Source organism: Rhizobium sp. 10N427 (genome assembly GCF_056394605.1).
In genome coordinates this window covers 826,676-848,162 of the sequence record NZ_JBFTID010000001.1, presented here as the reverse complement: position 1 = coordinate 848,162, position 21,487 = coordinate 826,676, and the positions used below count along the sequence as shown (strand labels likewise).

General features: G+C 61.1%; 19 protein-coding genes and 1 pseudogene. 8 read left to right on the top strand and 12 right to left on the bottom strand.

Going from position 1 to position 21,487, the window contains the following annotated elements:
* Positions 1-2: 2 nt before the first annotated feature.
* Genes cyoA through AC1DIJ_RS03705 form a run of 5 tightly spaced genes read left to right on the top strand, consistent with a single transcriptional unit; the run spans position 3 to position 5,052 of the window.
* Entirely contained in the window at positions 3-1,190 is a 1,188-nt protein-coding gene (gene cyoA, locus AC1DIJ_RS03725; RefSeq protein ID WP_112386635.1) for a ubiquinol oxidase subunit II, read from the top strand.
* 45 nt (positions 1,191-1,235) lie between these two features.
* Positions 1,236-3,239 carry a cytochrome o ubiquinol oxidase subunit I gene (gene cyoB, locus AC1DIJ_RS03720; RefSeq protein WP_112386634.1) on the top strand — a complete coding sequence of 668 codons (2,004 nt, stop codon included), beginning with the start codon at positions 1,236-1,238 and terminating at the stop codon, positions 3,237-3,239.
* Between the two features lie 5 nt (positions 3,240-3,244).
* Positions 3,245-3,865, top strand: a complete 621-nt coding sequence (gene cyoC / locus AC1DIJ_RS03715) for a cytochrome o ubiquinol oxidase subunit III (protein ID WP_112386745.1) — start codon at positions 3,245-3,247, stop codon at positions 3,863-3,865.
* On the top strand, positions 3,862-4,269 hold the full coding sequence (gene cyoD / locus AC1DIJ_RS03710) for a cytochrome o ubiquinol oxidase subunit IV (protein ID WP_112386633.1): 408 nt from the start codon (positions 3,862-3,864) through the stop codon (positions 4,267-4,269). Before cyoC ends, cyoD begins: the two co-directional genes overlap by 4 nt.
* A gap of 42 nt (positions 4,270-4,311) precedes the next feature.
* Entirely contained in the window at positions 4,312-5,052 is a 741-nt protein-coding gene (locus AC1DIJ_RS03705; protein ID WP_112386632.1) for an SURF1 family protein, read from the top strand.
* 12 nt (positions 5,053-5,064) lie between these two features.
* On the opposite strand, the gene AC1DIJ_RS03700 is transcribed toward AC1DIJ_RS03705, so the two are convergent.
* Together AC1DIJ_RS03700 and AC1DIJ_RS03695 are read right to left on the bottom strand one after the other, a co-directional pair.
* Complete coding sequence (locus AC1DIJ_RS03700) at positions 5,065-6,471, bottom strand: FAD/NAD(P)-binding protein (protein WP_112386631.1); 1,407 nt, start codon at positions 6,469-6,471, stop codon at positions 5,065-5,067.
* Positions 6,472-6,735: 264 nt separating this feature from the next.
* Positions 6,736-7,353, bottom strand: coding sequence for a flavodoxin family protein (locus AC1DIJ_RS03695; RefSeq protein WP_112386630.1), 618 nt, complete (start codon positions 7,351-7,353; stop codon positions 6,736-6,738).
* 120 nt (positions 7,354-7,473) lie between these two features.
* Here AC1DIJ_RS03695 and AC1DIJ_RS03690 point away from each other — a divergent pair, with 120 nt between their 5' ends.
* A complete protein-coding gene (locus AC1DIJ_RS03690; protein ID WP_310290188.1) occupies positions 7,474-9,438 on the top strand; it encodes an ABC transporter ATP-binding protein in 1,965 nt (654 codons plus the stop codon).
* Between the two features lie 210 nt (positions 9,439-9,648).
* A complete protein-coding gene (locus tag AC1DIJ_RS03685) occupies positions 9,649-11,547 on the top strand; it encodes an ABC transporter ATP-binding protein (RefSeq protein ID WP_112538736.1) in 1,899 nt (632 codons plus the stop codon).
* A gap of 53 nt (positions 11,548-11,600) precedes the next feature.
* On the opposite strand, the gene AC1DIJ_RS03680 is transcribed toward AC1DIJ_RS03685, so the two are convergent.
* The 10 genes and pseudogenes from AC1DIJ_RS03680 to AC1DIJ_RS03635 all read right to left on the bottom strand — a co-directional run bounded on the left by AC1DIJ_RS03680 (position 11,601) and on the right by AC1DIJ_RS03635 (position 20,514).
* Complete coding sequence (locus tag AC1DIJ_RS03680; protein WP_112388950.1) at positions 11,601-12,446, bottom strand: fumarylacetoacetate hydrolase family protein; 846 nt, start codon at positions 12,444-12,446, stop codon at positions 11,601-11,603.
* A 30-nt stretch (positions 12,447-12,476) separates the two neighbouring features.
* Entirely contained in the window at positions 12,477-13,211 is a 735-nt protein-coding gene (locus tag AC1DIJ_RS03675; protein ID WP_112388949.1) for an SDR family oxidoreductase, read from the bottom strand.
* A gap of 4 nt (positions 13,212-13,215) precedes the next feature.
* Positions 13,216-13,671 (bottom strand): MaoC/PaaZ C-terminal domain-containing protein, encoded by a 456-nt coding sequence (locus tag AC1DIJ_RS03670; protein WP_112388948.1) that lies wholly within the window; start codon positions 13,669-13,671, stop codon positions 13,216-13,218.
* A 4-nt stretch (positions 13,672-13,675) separates the two neighbouring features.
* The gene (locus AC1DIJ_RS03665; protein ID WP_112388947.1) at positions 13,676-14,755 is read right to left on the bottom strand and encodes a Gfo/Idh/MocA family protein; all 1,080 of its coding nucleotides are present in this window, start codon (positions 14,753-14,755) and stop codon (positions 13,676-13,678) included.
* Complete coding sequence (locus AC1DIJ_RS03660) at positions 14,748-15,077, bottom strand: L-rhamnose mutarotase (protein ID WP_112388946.1); 330 nt, start codon at positions 15,075-15,077, stop codon at positions 14,748-14,750. Before AC1DIJ_RS03660 ends, AC1DIJ_RS03665 begins: the two co-directional genes overlap by 8 nt.
* 11 nt (positions 15,078-15,088) lie before the next feature.
* Positions 15,089-16,201, bottom strand: a complete 1,113-nt coding sequence (locus AC1DIJ_RS03655; protein ID WP_112388945.1) for a mandelate racemase/muconate lactonizing enzyme family protein — start codon at positions 16,199-16,201, stop codon at positions 15,089-15,091.
* A 14-nt stretch (positions 16,202-16,215) separates the two neighbouring features.
* On the bottom strand, positions 16,216-17,313 hold the full coding sequence (locus tag AC1DIJ_RS03650) for a sn-glycerol-3-phosphate ABC transporter ATP-binding protein UgpC (RefSeq protein ID WP_112388944.1): 1,098 nt from the start codon (positions 17,311-17,313) through the stop codon (positions 16,216-16,218).
* Positions 17,314-17,319: 6 nt separating this feature from the next.
* Positions 17,320-18,186, bottom strand: coding sequence for a carbohydrate ABC transporter permease (locus AC1DIJ_RS03645; protein WP_112388943.1), 867 nt, complete (start codon positions 18,184-18,186; stop codon positions 17,320-17,322).
* 2 nt (positions 18,187-18,188) lie between these two features.
* Entirely contained in the window at positions 18,189-19,082 is an 894-nt protein-coding gene (locus AC1DIJ_RS03640) for a carbohydrate ABC transporter permease (protein WP_112388942.1), read from the bottom strand.
* Positions 19,083-19,204: 122 nt separating this feature from the next.
* A pseudogene (locus AC1DIJ_RS03635) lies at positions 19,205-20,514 on the bottom strand (type 2 periplasmic-binding domain-containing protein).
* 166 nt (positions 20,515-20,680) lie between these two features.
* Between AC1DIJ_RS03635 and AC1DIJ_RS03630 the strand changes: the two are divergent.
* Positions 20,681-21,466 carry an IclR family transcriptional regulator gene (locus tag AC1DIJ_RS03630; protein ID WP_112388940.1) on the top strand — a complete coding sequence of 262 codons (786 nt, stop codon included), beginning with the start codon at positions 20,681-20,683 and terminating at the stop codon, positions 21,464-21,466.
* Positions 21,467-21,487 lie beyond the last annotated feature (21 nt).

Below are 21,487 nucleotides of genomic sequence, written 5' to 3'. Positions count from 1 at the left end.
ACGTGCAAAAACTCGTGAAGTTTTCCCGCCTTCTATCCGTGTTGCCGCTGATGATGCTGGCAGGATGCAATATGGTCGTGATGTCGCCGTCGGGCGATATCGCAAGTCAGCAGGCAGATCTCATTCTGGTCTCCACCTTCCTGATGCTGCTGATCATCGTGCCGGTCCTGTTCCTGACGCTGTTCTTCGCCTGGCGTTACCGGCGTTCGAACACGGCAGCGACCTACGATCCGGAATGGCATCATTCGACACGACTGGAAGTGGTTATCTGGTCTGCGCCGCTGGCGATCATCATCGCGCTCGGCGCGATCACCTGGATTTCAACTCACAAGTTGGACCCATACCGGCCACTCGACCGGATCGACGCGGAACGCAGCATTCCCGCGGACACCAAGCCGCTGACCGTTGAGGTCGTTGCGCTCGACTGGAAATGGCTGTTCTTCTATCCGGATCTCGGCATTGCCACGGTCAACGAACTGGCAGCGCCGGTCGATGTGCCGATCAATTTCAAGATCACCGCATCGTCGGTCATGAACTCCTTCTATATCCCTGCCCTTGCCGGCCAGATCTATGCGATGCCGGGCATGCAGACCAGGCTGCACGCCGTCATCAACAAGGAAGGCGAATACGAAGGCTTCTCCGCAAATTATAGCGGCGACGGCTTCTCGCACATGCGCTTCAAGTTCCACGGTCTGAACCAGCAGGGCTTCGACGATTGGGTCGCCCGGGTGAAGAGCCAGGGTACGGCGCTGAATCGCGACACCTATCTGAAGCTCGAAAAGCCGTCCGAACGCGAGCCGGTGCGCTATTACGCCACTGCCGACAAGGATCTCTACGACGCGATCCTCAATCTCTGCGCCGCACCCGGTAAGATGTGCATGAGCGAGATGATGCATATCGACATGATGGGCGGCGGCGGCAAGGAAAGCGCCGAAAACCGCGAGAAGCTGCAATATGACAACCGCCATGTGGAGAAGGGCGAAGGCACCAATGCCGCGACCTTCCCGGCAACCGGCACGCCTGCCCGCAGCGACGAGAAGCCCGCCGGCACCGGCGAAAATGGCCAGCAGCCGATGCAGAACGACATGCCAGGAATGGACATGAACGGCGGCGGCCACGATGGCCATTCGATGCCCGGAATGAACCACGGTACTGGCGATCCGGCTCCGGCTCAGCTGAACAACAATTAAACCTGGCGCTTTGCGTCGCTAAGACATCAATGAACGGGTTATTCCATGTTTTCCAATCCTGACCTCCTGAAGTTTATCTTCGGCCGGTTGACCCTCGATTCGATCCCCTATCACGAGCCGATCCTGGTCTTCACCTTCATCGGCGTGGCGATCGGCGGCATCGCCGTGCTGGGTCTCATCACCTATTTCAAGTTCTGGGGTCCGCTCTGGCGCGACTGGATCACCAGCGTCGACCACAAGAAGATCGGCATCATGTACATCATCCTCGCGGTGATCATGCTGCTGCGCGGCTTCTCCGACGCCATCCTGATGCGTATCCAGCAGGCGATCGCCTTCAACGGCAATGAAGGCTATCTGCCGCCGCATCACTATGACCAGATCTTCACGGCGCACGGCGTGATCATGATCTTCTTCGTGGCGATGCCATTCGTCACCGGCCTGATGAACTTCGTCGTGCCGCTGCAGATCGGCGCGCGCGACGTCTCGTTCCCGTTCCTCAACAATTTCTCGTTCTGGATGACGACGGCAGGCGCGATCATCATCATGATGTCGCTGTTCGTCGGCGAATTCGCCCGCACCGGCTGGCTGGCCTATCCGCCGCTTTCGGGGGCTGACTATAGTCCGGGTGTCGGTGTCGACTATTATATATGGGGCCTGCAGGTCGCAGGTGTCGGCACGACGCTATCGGGCATCAACCTGATTGCGACGATCGTCAAGATGCGCGCGCCGGGCATGACCTTCATGAAGATGCCGGTCTTTACCTGGACCTCGCTCTGCACAAACGTGCTGATCGTCGCTTCCTTCCCGATCCTGACCGCAACGCTCGTTCTGCTGTCACTCGACCGCTATGCCGGCACGAACTTCTTCACGAACGATCTCGGCGGCAATCCGATGATGTATGTGAACCTCATCTGGATCTGGGGTCACCCGGAAGTCTACATCCTGATCCTGCCGGCCTTCGGCATCTTCTCCGAAGTCGTCGCCACCTTCTCCGGCAAGCGCCTCTTCGGCTACGCATCGATGGTTTACGCCACCTGCGTCATCATGATCCTGTCCTATCTCGTGTGGCTGCACCACTTCTTCACGATGGGCTCGGGCGCCAGCGTCAACTCGTTCTTCGGCATCACGACGATGATCATCTCCATCCCGACAGGGGCGAAGATGTTCAACTGGCTGTTCACGATGTATCGCGGCCGCATTCGCTACGAAGTGCCAATGCTGTGGACCGTCGGCTTCATGGTGACCTTCGTCATCGGCGGTATGACCGGCGTCATGCTCGCCATCCCGCCTGCCGACTTCGTGCTCCACAACTCGCTGTTCCTGATCGCCCACTTCCATAACGTGATCATCGGCGGCGTGCTGTTCGGCCTGTTTGCCGGCGTCAACTACTGGTTCCCGAAGGCCTTCGGCTTCAAGCTCGACCCGTTCTGGGGCAAGATGAGCTTCTGGTTCTGGCAGATCGGCTTCTTCTTCGCCTTCATGCCGCTCTACGTGCTCGGCCTGATGGGCGTGACCCGCCGCGTCTCGCAGTTCGAGGATCCGTCGCTGCAAATCTGGTTCATCATCGCCGCCTTCGGCGCCGGCCTTATCGCCCTCGGCATCGTTTCCTTCCTCGTGCAGATCTTCGTCAGCTTCCGCAAGCGCGAGGCGCTGAAGGACGAGACGGGCGACCCCTGGGAAGGCCGTACGCTGGAATGGGCGACGTCCTCACCGCCGCCGGACTACAACTTCGCCTTCACGCCTGTCGTCCACGACCATGACAGCTGGTACGACATGAAGAAGCGCGGCTATGTCCGTCCGCACGAAGGTTTCCGTCCGATCCACATGCCGAAGAACACCGGCACCGGCGCGATCCTTTCGGCCCTCAGCATCGGCCTCGCCTTCGGCCTGATCTGGTACATGTGGTGGCTGGCTGCCGTCTCCTTCGTCGCGATCGTCGCGGTGTCGATCGCCCATACGTTCAACTACAAGCGTGATTTCTACATTCCCGTTGAGGAAGTCACCGCGACAGAGGACAAGCGCACCAAGCAGCTTGCGGTTCAGGCATGACGACCATGACCGATCACACCATCGACTCGGCCGAAAAGCCCGTCTTCTATCTGACCGAGGATCATCATCCGGAGAGCAGCACCAATCTCGGGTTCTGGCTCTATCTGATGAGCGACTGCCTGATCTTCGCCGTGCTCTTTGCCACCTATGGCGTGCTCGGCCGCAATTATGCGGCCGGCCCGTCGCCGAAGGATCTGTTCGATCTKCCGCTGGTGGCGATCAACACCTCGATGCTTCTGTTCTCGTCGATCACCTATGGCTTCGCCATGCTGCAGATGATGAGGGGTTACAAGGCCGGCGTGCTATTCTGGCTGGCGATCACCGGCCTGTTCGGTGCCGCCTTCATCGGGCTCGAACTCTATGAGTTCGCGCATCTGATCCATGAAGGCGCCGGACCGTCGCGCAGCGCGTTCCTCTCGGCCTTCTTCACGCTGGTCGGCACCCACGGCCTGCACGTCACCTTCGGCATCATCTGGCTCATCACGCTGATGGTGCAGGTCTCGATGCACGGCCTAATCGAAGCCAACAAGCGCCGCCTGATGTGCCTGTCGATGTTCTGGCACTTCCTCGATGTCGTCTGGATCGGCGTCTTTTCCTTGGTCTATCTGCTGGGAGTTCTCGGATGAGCTCGAACACTCACGCCCACGACGCACATCACCACCACGGCCATGGCGGCCATGATCACGGCGGCCACGATGCGGATCACGGCTCCTTCAAGAGCTACATGATCGGCTTCGTGCTGTCGGTCATCCTGACGGCGATCCCGTTCTGGCTGGTTATGGCAGGCGTCTTCGAAAGCCCGCTGGTGACGGCGGTCACGGTGATGGCGCTCGGCGCCGTGCAGATCGTCGTTCACATGATCTACTTCCTGCACATGAACACCCGTTCGGAAGGCGGCTGGACGATCATGGCGCTGATCTTCACCATCGTCATCGTCGCCATCGCCCTCGCTGGCTCCTTCTGGGTCATGCATCATCTGAACACCAACATGATGCCGATGAGCCCCGAAATGATGAAGAACATGCCGTAAGGCAGATGCGGGCGGCCTCCGGGCCGCCCGCTGCATTTGACCATGACCGATCTGTCCGGCTCCAAACCCACCACACCGCGCTCGACCGGCAAGCTCATTCTGCTTGGCGGCCTGATGCTGCTCGCGATCGCCACTTTCGTGGCGCTTGGCATCTGGCAGGTGGAGCGGCTCTACTGGAAGCGCGACCTGATCGCCCGCGTCGATCAGCGCATTCATGCGGCACCTGTACCCGCTCCCGAAGGCGCCACCATCGACGCCATGGCCGACGAATACCTCCGGGTCACCGCGACCGGCACGTTCGACAACAGCAAGGAAACGCTGGTCTACGCCTCCACCGAGCTCGGCCCCGGATACTGGGTGATGACGCCGCTCCGGCTGGAAGACGGCAATGCCATCCTCATCAATCGCGGCTTCGTACCGCTGGAAAAGCGCGACCCGAAAATGCGCACTGAGGGCCAGCTTTCGGGACCGGTCAGCGTGACAGGGTTGCTGCGGCCAACAGAGCCGAAAGGTTCACTGCTGCAATCCAATGATCCCACGACCGGATGGTGGTATTCGCGCGACGTGGCGGCGATCGCCGCGGACAAGGACATCGGCAAGATCGAGCCCTACTTCATCGACGCCGATGAAGCTCCGAATCCGGGTGGCGCCCCGGTCGGCGGGCTGACGCGCGTCGTCTTCCCGAACAGCCACCTGAGCTATGCGATCACCTGGTTCGCGATGGCGCTGATGGTCATCGGGCTGTTTGCAGCTGCCGTTCGCAGCGAGCTCCGCCGCCGATGAGCGAAGCGACGGCTACATGGCCCGGCATTGCGGAAATGCACGGACCGCAACCTGTTCGGCAGCGGCATAGGCCTGGCTGACGATTTCCGGCACCAGATCAATATCCGGAAGGCTGCCGAGCCCGAGCGGACCGATTGCGAAAATCCCCCCGACGGACGATCCGTCGGCAAGATAGGGCTCGCCGCGCTGGTTGACGGCAATGCCGAGCGACAGTTCGTCCGGCATCGCAAGCCCTGAGGCAAACAGGCTCTGCATCAGCGGCACATCGAGGTCGGCTGCTCTGCAACGGCAATCGATCACGCGATCGGCATGGATAACTTCCTCGGTTCGCGTACCTGAAGGCGTGAAGAAGATACCGCTCAGGCCCTGACGACCCGCCAGGCCGCGGCGTAGAACGGTATTGCCGCCTGCAAGCTCACGCTTCAGCCGCGCATACATCGCCTCCGGTAGTCTGTTACGGTGACTGTCGTAGATTGCCCGCAGATGCCGGTTGAATTGCTGCTTCTGGCGCGCAGGCAGCGAGCGCCAGAGCGAACGCGCATGCTTGCGCAGGCCGTTCATCACGGATTGCCAGCTGCGGCCGCCCTCCTCGGCATCCCTGCAGGCCTTGCGGATGAAATGGAGAATGCCAGCGAGATCCTTGGGAAGCTCTTCGGCCGGGAAAAGCGGATCGGCGGAGTTGGGCGTATGGCTCTGCGGCAGGAAGCCATGCTTTGAAACGATGGAGATCTGGCCGGAATAGCCCTGATCCCGTAGCTGCAGCAACTGATCGACGACGCGGATGCCGCTGCCGAGCAGAATCGTATGCGGACGCGCGACCAGCCTCTGGGCGCGCACCGGCGAAGTGTTCTCCGTCACGGCAGCGGACGGCGCAAGGCCATAGCCGGTGGCGAGGAAAACGGTGTCGAAAAGCGGATTGGCGGGACCGGCATGTTCCAGCAGGAAGCGGTTTCCGTGGCTCCTGCGAATTGCCACGACGGGCTCATGACAGACCTGGACAGTGATATCCTTGCGGGTCGAGAGCGCTTCGGAAAAGCGCTGGTAGACATAGTCGCTGAAAATTTCCTTGGGCACGAAGATCTGGCGGAATCCCGGGATCGCCGCCGGGACGGCAGCGCGGAATTCCGCGTTGCTACAGAGCCAGTCGTTGAAATCATCAGCATCGCCAGCCGACACCGAAAGGTCGCGGACGCGGGTGTTGAGGATGGCGGAACTCTTTGCCGACGACAGCGCCTGTCCGCCGCTGACGGAGGAATTCGGATCGAAGAGTTGCAGATGGAAGGGCGTACGCACTGTCTTCATCAGCGCAATTGCCGTCATCATCCCGGAAAAGCCGCGCCCGACAATCGCGATGCGCGGAATAGCCGACGGCTTTGCCGCGGCCGCGGCCTTCGCAGAGAAAAGTCCTTGAACCGTCATCTCAACTCCCTTGCGGTCATCACCGCATCCGTGTCTCGATCAAGGTATCGACGCAGAAAAATCAGGCTGCGTCGGCCGGGGTTCGAACTGCTATACGAGCAGTCGTCCGGAACTGGCCGGAAAGGAATTTAGGGGAGCAAACTCTCCCGTCCATAGTCTATTAAACTAGTCGTGTATGAAAGCGCTAAAATGGCTTCGCCGCAAGCCTCTGATTTCCGCTGAAGCGAAAATGCGGGTTAAGGCATTGATTGCGGGTGCTGTTTTTTAGCTCTCTTCGCCGGGATATTGCTTCGCCTTGAGCAGTGCGGCGAGATGGGTGACGTTTCGCGCCAGGGTCTCGATCATCGTGGTGACGTTCTCCGGCACCTGCTTCAGATCGGCGAAATTCGTTGATCCCATCGCCTCACCGACCCAATAGGCGACGGCATTAGCCGGCACCGTGAAACCGACATCGTTCAGCGCCTGATAGAGTTCGGCCGAGACATGGTGCGCGCCGTCTTCGTTTCCGACCACGGCAACCGCCGCCACCTTTCCATACGATACCATGCGACCCTCCGCGTCGGTTTCCGATAGGAACGCATCCATCCGCTCGAGGGCTCGTTTGCAGACGCTCGACGGTTGGCCCATCCATATCGGCGTCCCGACGAGCAGAATGTCGGCGGCGAGGATCTTTTCGCGGATGCCGGGCCAATCGTCCCCCTCGCCTTCGTCGGATGTGACGCCGGGCTTGATGTTGAAATCCGCCAGCCGGAGAACCTCGGTCGTGACATCGTATTTCGCCAACTCGTCGTCGATCAGCGCGGTCATTCGTTCGGTCGATGACTGCTCCTGGCTTTCCGCGGTTTTCAGGGTGGCGTTGAGGGCGAGTGCTTTGAGAGACATGCGGTGCTCCACGGACTCATATCGGTCCGTCACACGAACACGGCAAAGCATCGATTGTTCCGCGCGGAAACGGCGCGTGATCGCGCTCACGAGAAAATAACCAGTTGGTGAATTCTTTACTTGAACGGCCAGGTGGAATCGGCAAAAGTAAGCGCACTACCAATCCCATCATGGAATTGCCGTGTTTTCGGGTCAGCGTCCGAATGCACTTATCTATTTGGAATCATTACCGTGAGCAGCGATGCGTCCTTAAGCGCGACGAAGCATTCGGCTTCGCTCGCGAAAGCAACCGCGGCAGGCTGGGGCAAGGGCCTCTACACACTGGTCCGCATCACCGTCATGGCCTTCCGGCGTCCCTGGCAGGCAAGCCTGGCGATCGGCGCGACGCTTGTGGCGTCCACCTTTCAACTGATGATCCCGCGGCTACTCGGCCAGGCGGTCGACCACACCCAGGTCGCCCTGAGCGGAGGCACCGTCGGCCAGGCGGCGCAGGACGCGCTGCTGACGACGGCGCTGATGCTGCTTGGCGCCAGCGTGCTGCGCGGCCTCTTCACCATGGTGCAGAACTATTATTCCGAGAGCGTCGGCCACCATATGGGCTATTCGCTGCGGCTGGCCTGTTACGAAAAGATCCAGCGGCTGTCCTTCAGCTTCCACGACACCGTGCATTCGGGCGACCTCATCACCATCGGCCTGCTCGATCTCGAAGGCGTACGGATGTATTTCTCGACGGCGCTGGTGCGTGTCTTCCTGCTGTCGATGCTGATCGGCATCGGCGCCTATATGCTTATCACCACCGATCCGGTGCTCGGTCTCCTCGCCCTGAGCTTCGTTCCCTTCGTCGGCTGGCGTTCATCAGTCACGCAGCTGCGCCTGCGCGCCACTTGGCTGGAGCTCCAGGAGCGTCTTTCGGTGTTGACCCGCATCATGGAAGAAAACCTCGGCGGCATTCGCGTCGTCCGCGCCTTCGCGGCTCAGGACCATGAGATGGCGAAATTCCAAGCGGCATCCGAAAGTGCGATCGAACTCGCGCATCAGCGTGTCGGCATCCGCGTCGCCAATACCAGCGCCATGACCTTCTCGTTCTTCGTGTCGATGGGTCTCGTGCTCTGGGTCGGCGGCGGCAAGGTCATGGCCGGCGAAATCACCGTGGGCACGCTTGCCTCGTTCCTGACCTTCATGACCATCCTGCAGATGCCAGTGCGCCAGCTCGGCCTGATGGTCAACGCCTTTGCCCGGGCCTCGACCTGCGGCACGCGCCTCTTCAATCTTCTCGACCTCGAGATTGCCGTGCGCGATGCACCCGATGCCGCGGAGCTCAAGATCACCGAGGGAACGCTTCGCTTCGAGCATGTGGACTTCGCCTATCCGAGCTCGGAGATGCACCAGGTTCTCTACGATGTCAGCTTCGAGGCGAAGCGCGGCGAAACGATCGGCATTGTCGGCCCTCCAGGTAGCGGCAAGTCGACGATCGCGCATCTGATCCCGCGCTTCTATGACGCCACCGGTGGCCGCATCACCATAGACGGTCAGGATATCCGCAAGGCGACACTGCAATCGCTGCGCCGCTCCGTTGCCGTCGTGCAGCAGGATTCCTTCCTGTTCACAACGACGATCGAGAACAACATCGCCTATGGCGACCCATGGGCGAAGGAGCCGCGTATCGAGCGCGCCAGCGAAAGCGCGCAGCTGCACAACTACGTTCTCGGCCTGCCGACGGGATATGGCACCGTCGTCGGCGAGCGTGGCGTCTCGCTGTCGGGTGGCCAACGCCAGCGCCTGTCGATCGCTCGCGCCCTGATGCTGCGCCCCGCCGTGATGGTCTTCGACGACTCGACGGCCGCAATCGACGCGGCGACCGAACAGCGCATCCGCTCGGCGATGCGCAAATACGCCGCCGACCGGGTCACGATCATCGTCGCGCACCGGCTGAGCTCGCTGATGCATGCTGACCAGATCCTCTTCGTCGAGGACGGCCGCATCGTCGAGCGCGGCACGCATGCCGAACTGCTGGCTCTCGGTGGGCGCTACAAGGCGCTCTACGACCTGCAGGTACGGCCGGGAGATGAGGCGCTGAGTGCTTGAAGTCCCTTCTCCCCAGCGGGGAGAAGATGTCCGTCAGGACAGATGAGGGGGCGCGCGACATCGGAGCGAGCGCCTGAGCGGCAAGCGAAGGCGAGTTTGTGAGTGCGTCCCCCTCATCCGACCCTTCGGGCCACCTTCTCCCCGCTGGGGAGAAGGGAAAAGAACCAATATGCCGGCCATGGAACGAGAAATGGCCGCGGGAGGAATGGCATGGCCGAGGAAATGGAAACCGAGCGCCCTGATCCGCGCGAAGACGGCAGACGGCCGCCGCGGGCGGTGGTCGGTTCGCACCGAATCGAAGAAGAGATGTTCGGTACCGCCTTCGACGGCAACATCGTCAAGCGCATCTGGACCTTCGTCGATCCCTACAAGGACAAGATCATCTGGTCCGTCGTGGCGGTGCTGACCTTCACGGCCATGCAGCTGCTGATCCCGCTGATCATCCGCTACGCCATCGACCACGGCATGCGGCAGGGCGGCAGTTCCAACGCGCTCACCTGGTCGATCCTTGCCTTCCTCTGTGCCATCCTCGTCAATTATGCTGCCAGCTATGCGCAAGAGACGCTGGTGGGCGGGGTGGCCGAAAACGTGCTCTTCGATATGCGCAAGGCGATGTTCTCGCATCTGCAGCGCGTCTCGCTCTCCTTCATGGACAAGACCGAAGTGGGCCGCCTGATGTCGCGGCTGCAGGGCGACGTCAACTCGATGCAGGAGTTTCTCGAAACGTCGGTCCTGTCCGTCGGCGATATCTTCCTGCTCTTCGGCATCGTCTTCGTGATGCTGTATCTCGATTTCAAGCTCGGATTGCTGACGCTGTCGGCCCTGCCGGTGCTCTTCGTCGTCCGCCTCTTCTGGCTGCCGCTGGCGCGCAAGTCGTTCATGGCAGCACATGAAACGAACTCGGTGGCGAACGGCGCGCTGGCCGAGGCGATCCATGGCGTGCGCGCAGTCCAGAGCATGGACCGCCAGAGTGTGAATTTCACGCTCTATGACGACAAGGCCCATGCCAACCTTCTCACCCATCTAACGGCAGCGCGCTATGCGCAGGTGATGGTCCCGATCGTCGACAGCCTGACGGGCGTTGCTATGGCCCTCGTCATCGTCGTCGGCGGGGCACGTGTCCTGAACCAGGCGCTTGACGTCGGCGTGCTCGTCGCCTTCCTCTTTTATATCCAGCGCTTCTTCGACCCGATCCGTTCGCTGACGCTGCAATATTCGGTGATGCAGCGCGCCATGGCCTCCGGCCAGCGGCTGACAGAGGTGCTGGACGTTCCCGTCGACATCCAGGACGCCCCCGATGCCAAGGTGCTTTCGCGAGATATGGACGGCTCGGTCGAATTCCGCGACGTGGTCTTCGGCTACAACCCGAAGCATCCGGTGCTGAAGCATGTGAGTTTCCGCGTCAATCCGGGCGAAACGGTTGCGCTCGTCGGACCGACAGGCTCTGGCAAATCGAGCTGCATGTCGTTGATCCATCGCTTCTACGATGTGCAGCAGGGCCAGGTGCTCGTCGGCGGCAATGACGTGCGGGATCTGACGCAGGATTCACTCGGCGACCAGATCGCCATGGTTCTGCAGGAGCCTTTCCTCTTCACGGGCAGCGTCTTTGAAAACATTCGCTATCACAAGACAAATGCCACCCGCGAACAGGTGATCGAGGCGGCCAAGGCCGTCGGTGCGCATGATTTCATCATGCGGCTGGCAGAAGGCTATGACAGCATTCTCGGTGAGCGCGGCGGCAATCTCTCGCTCGGGCAAAGGCAGCTTCTGTCCTTCGCCCGCGCGCTCGTCGCCGATGCGAAGATCCTCGTTCTCGACGAGGCGACGGCCAATATCGACAGCTATACCGAAATGCTGATCCAGAAGGCCCTGGTGAAGCTGCTGGAAAACCGCACCGGTCTCGTCATCGCCCACCGTCTCGCGACGATCCGCGAAGCCGACCGCATCATCGTGCTGCAGAACGGCGAGCTGATTGAAAGCGGCAATCACAGTGAACTGATGAAGAACGGGAAGCTCTATTCCCGGCTCTATAATCTCAACTACGCGTCTTTCGACGATATTCCCGAAGACGTGCTCGAAGAGACGGCATCAGGCAGCTCGGCGACATAAAAGGCACGAAGCATGGCGTCGCCTGCCTCGTGCCCATCAGCACCATGGAGCTATCAGATATCCGCCCTGACGGCCTGCCGCTGGTTGCCGAGCTTTTCGATGCCGAGCTCGACGATATCGCCTGGTTTCAGATAGCGCGGCGGCTTCATGCCCATGCCGACGCCCGGCGGCGTACCGGTCGAGATGATGTCACCGGGATGCAGCGACATGAACTGGCTGAGATAGGAGACCAGATAGGCGGCGCCGAAGACCATGGTATTGCTGGAGCCGTTCTGCATGGTTTCACCGTTGACCTTCAGCCACATCTTCAGGCCTTGCGGATCAGGCACCTCGTCCTTGGTGACGAGCCAGGGACCGGTCGGGCCGAACGTGTCGCAGGACTTGCCCTTGGTCCACTGGCCAGAGCGCTCGATCTGGAAGGCGCGTTCGGAGACATCGTGGATCGTGCAGTAGCCGGCAACATAGTCGAGCGCATCGGCTTCGCTGACATATTTCGCCGTCTTGCCGATGACGATGCCGAGCTCGACTTCCCAATCGGTCTTCTCCGAGCCGCGCGGGATGACGAGATCATCATTGGGGCCGACAATCGCCGAGGTGGCCTTCATGAAGATGATCGGTTCGGGGGGAACCGTCGCACCGGTCTCGGCAGCGTGGTCGGAATAGTTGAGACCGATGCAGATGAACTTGCCGGTACCGGCAACGCAGGGGCCGAGCCGCGGTGTTCCCTCGACAACCGGCAGCGTGCTGGTGTCGAGCCGCGACAATTCGGCGAGACGATCGGGGTTCAGGGCCGCTCCGGCGAGATCGCCAAGCTGGCCGGAGAGATCGCGGATCTTGCCGCCGGCATCGAGAAGGCCGGGCTTTTCCTGGCCGGCTTCACCGTAACGAAGAAATTTCATGCGGATTCCATTCCTGTGTCGGTTCGAAGGTCAGATGGTCCAGCCGCCGTCGATGGCGTAGGCCTGACCTGAGGTATAGGTGGCGCCGGCGAGATAGACGGCGAGTTCGGCGATCTCTTCGGGTGAGCCCAGACGGCCCATCGGCTGGCGCGAGATGAAGGCGGCGCGCGCCGTCTCGTAATCGCCCTGCGCCTTCATGCGATCCTGCAGCGACGGGCTCTCGACCGTGCCGGGGCAGATGGCGTTGCAGCGGATGCCCTGCGCCACATAATCGGCAGCAACAGACTTCGTGAGACCGATGACGGCAGCCTTGGTGACGCCGTATGCGAAGCGGTTCGGCACGCCCTTGATGCTGGATGCAACGGAGGCCATGTTGATGATCGAGCCGTCCTTGCGCTCCAGCATGCCGGGCAGCACGGCGCGGATGGTGCGGATCATCGCCTTGACGTTGAGATCGAGGGCAAACTCCAGATCGGCGTCCTTCATCTCGAGGATTGAACCGGCATGGACGAAGCCGGCGCAATTGAAGAGCACGTCGATCTGGCCGATCTCTGAGACCAGCGCATTGACGGCGGCTTCGTCGAGAACGTTCAGCTTGTGGGTCGCAATCCCGGTTTCGGCAGTCAGCTGCGCCAGTGCATCGGTGTTGATGTCTGTGGCATGTACGATGGCACCAGCCTGCTGAAAGGCGATCGCCGAAGCGCGGCCAATCCCCTGCCCTGCGGCGGTGATCAGAACGGTCTTGCCGGTCAAATCCTGTGACATGATCTTATCCCTGTTTCTGTTGGCGCTCGACGAGCAGGATATGGTCTGCGGCCAGCACCACTTCATTGCGCTGGTTCAAAACCTCGCAGCGCTCGACGACGCGGCCCATATCCGGCCGCTTCGGATCGTCTTCCTTGGCTGAGATGGTCACCCGTGTACGGATCGTGTCTCCGATATGGACCGGGCGGACGAAGCGCAGCCGGTCGTAGCCGTAGGAAAAGGCGACGGGGTTGATGAGCGTCGCCGTTAGGCCGATACCGATCGAGAAGACCATCGTGCCATGGGCGATACGCTGGCCGCCCGGCAGCGTCTTGGCGAATTCGGCGTCCATGTGATGCGGAAAGAAATCGCCGGTATGCCCGGCATGGACGACGAAATCCGTCTCGGTAATCGTGCGGCCGATCGTCGTGCGCGACGCGTTCAGTGCGTAGTCTTCAAAATGGATGATCTGTTCCGACATCGGTCTATTCCTTCGGCAGCGGGCTGAGCGGGGTCGCCGGGCTGGCACTCGATTGATAGGCTGCTTCGACCAGCGCCATGGTCTGCCAGCCGTCCTCGACGGCGCCCACGAGCCTGTCGTCTTCGCCCGAAGCGAAGCGCTGGAGGTTCGCCATGCGGTTGGCGAAGGCATCGGGGAACCATGTGCCTTCGAGCGGCACGGAGACCCAGTCGCTGGCGCCCTCCGTCTTAATCCAGAGCTCGTCCGGCTCGCCGCGTGGATAGTCGAGATTGACTCCAAGCTTCAGGTAGGCGGCCCCGTTCGTCCCCGATATCCGGAACTCGCAAGCCTGGAAGCGGCGGCCGAAATCGTGGTCGTGGTTGATCGACAGGGCGCAGCGGATGCGATCGCCATAGTCGAGGATCGCAGCCGTGCGGGTCTGCGCCACGTCATGGTTCGGATGGCCGATGGTCTTGGCGTGAACGCCGAGCGGATTGCCGAGCAGATCCCTGACGACATCGAGATAGTGGATCGAATGCATGGCGATCTCGATGCGCGGCAGGCCTTTCAGGAATGGCCAGAGACCCCAGGGGGTCGCCAGCGCCAGCCAGGCGTCAAAATCGACGATCTCGCCGAGATGGCCCTTGGCGATCGCATCTTTCAGCGCCAGCATCATCGGCGCGAAGCGCAGCTGGAAATTGACTGCAGCCTTGATGCCGCGGGCGCGGCACAGCCTCAAAATTTCGGTCGCCTCATCGAGATTGCTGCCCATCGGCTTCTGCAGCAAAGCAAAGGAGCCCTCCGGTAGCTTCGACAGGATGGCAGCATGGGCCGCGGGCGGGGTGGCAAGATCGAAGATCGCACCTGCGGTTTGCAGAGCCTCGCTCTCGGAGGCAAAGGCTGTCGTGCCCCATTGCTCCGCCAGCGCGCTGGCCTTGGCGAGATCGGGATCAAAGATTCCGGCGACCGGGAAGCCAGCCTTCCTGTAGGCCGGCAGATGGGCGTCGCCGACGATGCTGCCGGCGCCGAAGATGACGATCGGACGCGGCTTGGCGGGCCGCGGCCAGAATTGCTGCAGACGAATGGGATCGAAGACCTCAGTCATGATGGAAGACCTCCTCCATCATCGCCCACCATTCGCCGGGCTTGCGGGTTTCCAGCGGCTGTTGCTGTGGCATGCAGACGGCCCACCATTCCTTGTTTTTCGGGTGATCGGCCATCTTCGCCATATCGGCCGCAAAGTCGCTGCCGGTATATTCCCAATAGCCGAAGAGCAGATTTTCCGGCTCTTTCAGGAAGATCGAATAGTTGCTGATGTTGCATTCCGAGATCAGCGCCAGGATCTCCGGCCAGACGGCGGCGTGCAGACGCTTGTACTCGGCGATCTTCTCGGGCTTCAGCCCGACAACCATTCCCATGCGCTGCATGGCCCGTCTCCTCAACCGCGAAACTCTCGGATGAATTCCTTGATCGATCGCTCCTCGATCGCCTGCCAATCCCAGCTGATGCCGAGGCCCGGTTCGGACGGGGCAATCGCCCGGCCGTCGCGGATTTCCATACCCTTGGTGGTCAACTGGTCGAGCTGCGGAATGTATTCGACATATTTGCCGTTCTGCACAGCGCAGACGAGGCTGACATGCAACTCCATCAGGAAATGCGGGCAAACCGGAATGTCGAAGGCTTCTGCCGCATGGGCGACCTTCAGCCAGGGCGTGATGCCGCCGATGCGGGCGACATCGACCTGGACGATCGAGCAGGCGCCCTTCTGCATATATTCGCGGAAATGACGGATCGAATAGATCGACTCGCCGACGGCAATCGGCGTGGTGGTCGAGCGCGACAGGCGGATATGGCCGTCGAGATCATCGGCGGGCAGCGGCTCCTCGATCCAGGCAAGATCGAGCTCCTTCAGCCGGGCGGCACGGCGGATCACTTCATCGACCATGAAGCCCTGATTGCAGTCGGTCATGATCTCGAAGCCATCGCCGACCGCAGTACGCACAGCCGACAGACGTGCATAATCCTCCGAGCCATGCGGCTTGCCGATCTTCACCTTGGAGCCGGAGAAGCCCTTCGACTTGGCGAGCAGCGCATCTTCGACCAGCGCCTCCTTCTCGATATGCAGCCAGCCGCCTTCGGTGGTGTAGAGGGGGCAGCTATCCTTGGCACCACCCGCCAGCTTCCAGAGCGGCAGGCCCTGCTTTTTCGCTCTGAGATCCCATAGCGCCGTATCGACGGCGGCAAGCGCCAGCGCAGTAATCGCGCCGATCGTCGTGGCATGGGTGGCGAACTCCATCTTGCGCCAGATCGCCTCAATGCAATCGGCATCCTCGGCGATCAGCAGCGGGACGAGATGATCCGACAGCAGCCGCATGATCGACGATCCGCCGGTGCCGATCGTGTAGCTGTACCCGATCCCCGTCGCGCCGTCGGAATCGGTGATCGTGACGATCGGCGTTTCTTGGCTGACGAAGCTCTGGATCGCGTCGGTGCGCTTGACCTTGGGAGCAAGGTCGACCATCCGGATGTCAATTTTCTCGATGCGCGCCATGTCTCTCTCCCCTCTCAGATCGCTAGCGTCTTGCCGGTGTCGGCGGCAAACAGATGCGCCTGTGACAGATCGAAGCTCATCCTGATCTGTTCGCCGGTTGCCAGCCCCCTCGGGTTCAGCATGCGCGCCACCCATTCGCGGCCGGCGAATTCGACGAAAACCAGCGTCTCGTTGCCGAGCGGCTCGGTGATGACAACGGGCAGGCTGATCTCATGAACCGCAGATGTGCTGTCCGAGACCAGGCCATGGCCGGTCGGGAAGAGATCGTCCGGGCGCAGACCGAAAGTGACCTTCTGCCCATGCGTGACGGCATTCCTGAATTTCGGCGGCAGCGGCAGGCGATCGCCATTGGCGAAGACGATGCTGTCGCCATCGACGGTGGCATCGAGGATATTCATCGGCGGCGAACCGATGAAGCCTGCGACGAAACGGGTGGCCGGGCGCTTGAACACTTCGTCGGGCGTTCCGACCTGCTCGATGTAACCATCGCGCATGATGACGATACGATCGGCAAGCGTCATTGCCTCGACCTGGTCGTGGGTGACGTAGATGACGGTCGCCTGAACCTTGGCATGCAGCTTCTTGATCTCGGTGCGCATCTGCGTGCGCAGCTTCGCGTCGAGGTTGGACAGCGGCTCGTCGAACAGGAAGACCTCGGGATTGCGCACGATGGCGCGACCCATGGCGACGCGCTGGCGCTGGCCGCCGGAAAGCTGCGCCGGGCGCCGGTCCATCAGCGCTTCGAGGCTGAGAATGGCGGCCGCCTCGTTGACGCGCTGGTCGATCTCGGGCTGCGGAACCTTGGCGATCTTCAGCGAGAAGCCCATGTTCTCGCGCACGCTCATATGCGGATAGAGCGCATAGGACTGGAAGACCATCGAGATGTTGCGGTCGCGCGGCGGCAGATCGTTGACGACGCGTCCGCCAATTTCGATATCGCCGCCGGAAATCGGCTCGAGGCCTGCGACCATGCGCAGGGTCGTGGACTTGCCGCAACCGGAGGGGCCGACGAGGGCGATGAATTCCTTGTCGGCAATATCGAGATCGATACCGTGGACGATTTCGAGCGAACCGTAGCGCTTGACGAGTTTTTTAAGAGAGACCTGAGCCATGGGAAATCAACCTTTGACCGCGCCGAATGTCAGGCCGGACACGAGATGCTTCTGAATGATGAAGGTGAGCGCCAGCGCCGGAACGATCATCACGACCGCAAGCGCACACATACCGCGCCAGTCGATGGTGAATTCCGCCGTATAATCGAGGAGCCCGACCGGGAGTGTCTTTGAATTGACGGACCGCGTCAGCTGAGACGCCAGCGCATATTCGTTCCAGCAGGTGAGGAAGGCGAAGATGCCTGCCGACGCAATGCCGGGACCGGCCAGCGGAAACTCGACCTTCCAGAACGCCTGCCAGCGCGTGCAGCCGTCGATCTGCGCGGCTTCCGCCAGATCCTTCGGCACCTGGCGGAAGAAGCCGTCGATCAACCAGATCGTGAAGGGCACGTTGAGCGCCACATAGGTCAGGATCAAGCCGAAATGCGTATCGATGATGCCGATGCGCGAATAGACGATGAACAGCGGCAGCGAAAGCGCGATACCGGGAACGGAGCGTGTCAGCATCAGGCCGAGGAAGGTTGTCGACTTGCCGGCAAACCGGAAGCGCGCGAAGGCATAGCCGCCGGACATGCCGATCACCAGCGCGATGACGGTCGAGGTGATCGAGATGATCAGTGAGTTGCGGAAGTAATCCCAGATCGGGATGCCGCCCTTGCCGATGCCGGAGAACATCGCTCTGTAGGCATCGAGCGACAATTCGTTGGGGATCCAGACCGGCGGCTTGGCCATGATCTCGACCGGCGGCCGCAGCGAGCTAAGAACGATCCAGAAGCCCGGCAGGCAGATGATCAGCATCGCCAGAAACAGGCCGACGAGATAGAAAACCTGGCCGATACGGCGGCGCAGACGTTGTTGAGCGTTGCGATCCATGATTACCACTCCGCGCCGATTTGGGTGCGGGCAAGCGCCAGCTTCCGGAAGAAATAGACGGTGAAGCCGATCGACAGGATGATCGAGACATAGGCCATGGCGTTGGCAAGGCCCATCTGCGCATCGGCATAGGCGGTGCGGCCGACCAGTGTCCAGAGCAGCTCCGTGCGCCGCGCCGGGCCGCCATCGGTCATGATCTTGACGATGTCATAGGCGCGCGCGACGTCGAGCGAGCGAATGGTCATGGCGATGAAGGCGAAGGGCATCAGGAATGGCCAGATGACATAGCGGAACGTCTGAAGCGGCGTGCAGCCATCGACGCGGGCAGCCTCGACCGGCTCCTGCGGCATGGCGAGCAGGCCCGAGAGGATCAGGATCGCGAAGACCGATGTCGATGACCAGACCTCGGCGACGACGATCGAAAACAGTGCCAGATTGCCGTCGATCAGCCACGGGATGGCATTGTCGGTCAGCCCGAGCGCCTGAAGCGAGTTGTTGATCAGCCCGACATTGTCGTTGAACATGAACTTGAACTGGAAGCCGACGAGCACGGGTGAGAACATCATCGGAAACATCATCAGCGTGCGCAGCACGCGCTGGCCCATCGTCGCCTTGTTGACGAGCAGCGCCAGGCCGAGGCCAAGCAGCATTTCCAGATTGAGCGCGATGGTCAGAAGCACAACGGTGCGGACGAAAGCGGCGAGGAAAACGGGATCGGTCAGAATGCGCACGTAATTGCGCAGGCCGACGAAGACATAGAGCGTCTGCGGCCGGGTCAGGCGGAATGGCGTGAAACTGGAATAAAGCGAAAGCAGCAAGGGAACCAGGACGACTGCGACCAGCACGACGATCGCCGGCAGAAGCAGAAGAATGGGTGTCGGAATTTTTTTCAACATCGAGTGACCTGTCCACACCTGATAGGGCGCCGGGACCGCAAGAGGGAGCGCGGGAAGCGCTCCGGTCTTCCAAAAATGAGGCCCCGCACCCGTTGCCGGATGCGGGACCTGTTATGACAGGATTAGAGGGCGCCAGCGTCCTTGAGGATGCCGGTTGCCTTTTCGGCAGCCGCGTCGAGCGCTTCCTTGGAGGTCTTGTCGCCGAGGATGGCGGACTGCAGCTCCGGATAGACCGCGTTGGAGATCTCGATCCATTCCGGCGTGCGCGGAACCGGGAAGGCATGCTTCATGGCTTCCTGGAAGGCGCCGAGGGCTTCCTTCTTGTAAGGATCGCTGGCAGCCTGCTGGATATCCCAGTCCCAGACAGCCTTGCGGGTCGGCAGCGTGCCGTTTGCCGCTTCGATCTTCTGCGAGTCCTCGTTTGTCAGGAACCAGACGAGCGAGGCCGCCGCATCCTTGTGTTCGCAGGCTTCGGTCACCGAGAAGCCGTGGTGACCGGACCAACCGGTCCGCTTGCCGGACGAACCGGCAGGCTGGACGATCACGCCGACATTGCCAGCAATCTTGGAGTTCTTCGGGTCGTTGAAATAGGCGGCCCAGCCCGGCCAGTCGAGATCGAGCGCCACGGTGCCGGACGCAAAGCCGGCGCCGAGGTCGTCCCAGAGATAGTTGGTGGTGCCGGCCGGAACGGCCTTCGCCTTGTACATGTTGACGAACCAGTCGAGCGCACGAATACCGGCTTCGGAGTTGAACGCAGGCTTGCCGTCCTTGTCGAGATATTCGCCGCCTTCGGCGACCAGCATTTCAAAGAAGCGTCCGTTGATCGCTTCTTCCTTGCCGGGGAACTGCGTGCCGAAGAAATTCGGCGGATTGAGAAGAAGATCGCCTGATCCGAAACCTGCTTCCAGGTGTCCGGCGGCGTCAGATCGTAGCCGTACTTTTCCTTGAAAGCCTTCTTCTTGGCTTCGTCGGTGTAGAGGCTCTTCTGGTAATACAGCGCCGAAACGTCGAACTGGGCGCGCGGCAGCATCACCAGCTTGTCGTCGATCGTCGACGCTGAAATGGTGGAATCGACGAACTTGGCGATTTCTTCTGCCGGCAGAAGCGGCTTCAGATCGGTGTAGAGGCCTTCGTAGATCGGCGCGAAGGACGAGTGGTTGGAACCGACGCACCACTTGATATCGCCGGACGCGATATCGGACTTCATTTCCTTGTCGAGCTCGAAATAGTTCTTCTTCGAGAGCACGTTGACCTTGGCGCCGGTCGCCTTTTCCCATTCGGCGATGCGTCCATAGAGCGGCTCGTACTGCTGTCCGCCGATCAGCTTGGCATCGATCGTCACGCCTTCGAACTTGCCGGGCAGGTCCGCAGCATTGGCAGAGCATGCAAACAGCGAAATTCCAGCCGCGAGGCTGGCTAGCAATCTTTTCATATTCCTCTCCTCCACAACGGCGATCTTGATGAGTTCGCCGATTCTCCTCACATATGAGTTTTATGTTTATATACAAACGACAAGAAAGTTGCGGCGTCAAGCGGAACTTTCCCTTCTCGAATGGTTCATCTGCGTATATGCAACTATCATTCATGGGAGATCGCACATGGACATGGACGACGCAGACCGTTACCGCGCGCCCGCGCTCGACAAGGGTCTCGATATTCTGGAACTGCTCGCCAGCGTCGAGGACGGCCTGACGCAGGCCGAGATATCGAAGCGGCTCGATCGCAGCCCGAACGAATTCTACCGGATGCTCGACCGCCTGGTGCGCCGCGGCTACGTCACCAAGCTGGAGGGCGACCGCTTCGCGCTGACGCTCAAGCTATTCGGCCTGTCGCAGCTTCATGCACCGACAAGACGCCTGGCATCCTTCGCAACGCCGCTGATGCGCGATCTGGCACAGAAGACCCGCCAGGCCAATCATCTTGCCGTTTTCGACCGCGGCTATGCCGTGGTCATCGCCCAGCAGGAAGCCCCTGATTACTGGGGCATCTCGATCCGAGTCGGCTCGCATGTGAACCTTTTCGACACCGGCTCCGGCCATGTGCTTCTGGCCTTCCGCGATGCCGAGGAACGCGAACTGATGATCTCGGAGCACGTCCGCAGCAAGGACGATCCCCGCCTGACGCCTGACTTCTACGAAAGACTCGATCAGATCCGCGAGCGGGGATACGAGATGATGGCCAGCGCCCAGACCGCCGGCGTCTATAACCTTTCCGCGCCGATCATGGGTCCCGATGGCCGGGGCATCGCCGCCCTCACCTGCCCCTACATCGCGCTGGTCAACGCGCCGTCCGCGCCGGATATCACCCGAACGATCACCCATCTCCAGAAGACCGCCGAACAATTGTCGCTGCTGGTCGGATCGGACGTCAACGTCGCGCCCTGAGCGCGTTCCATTCATCGCAAA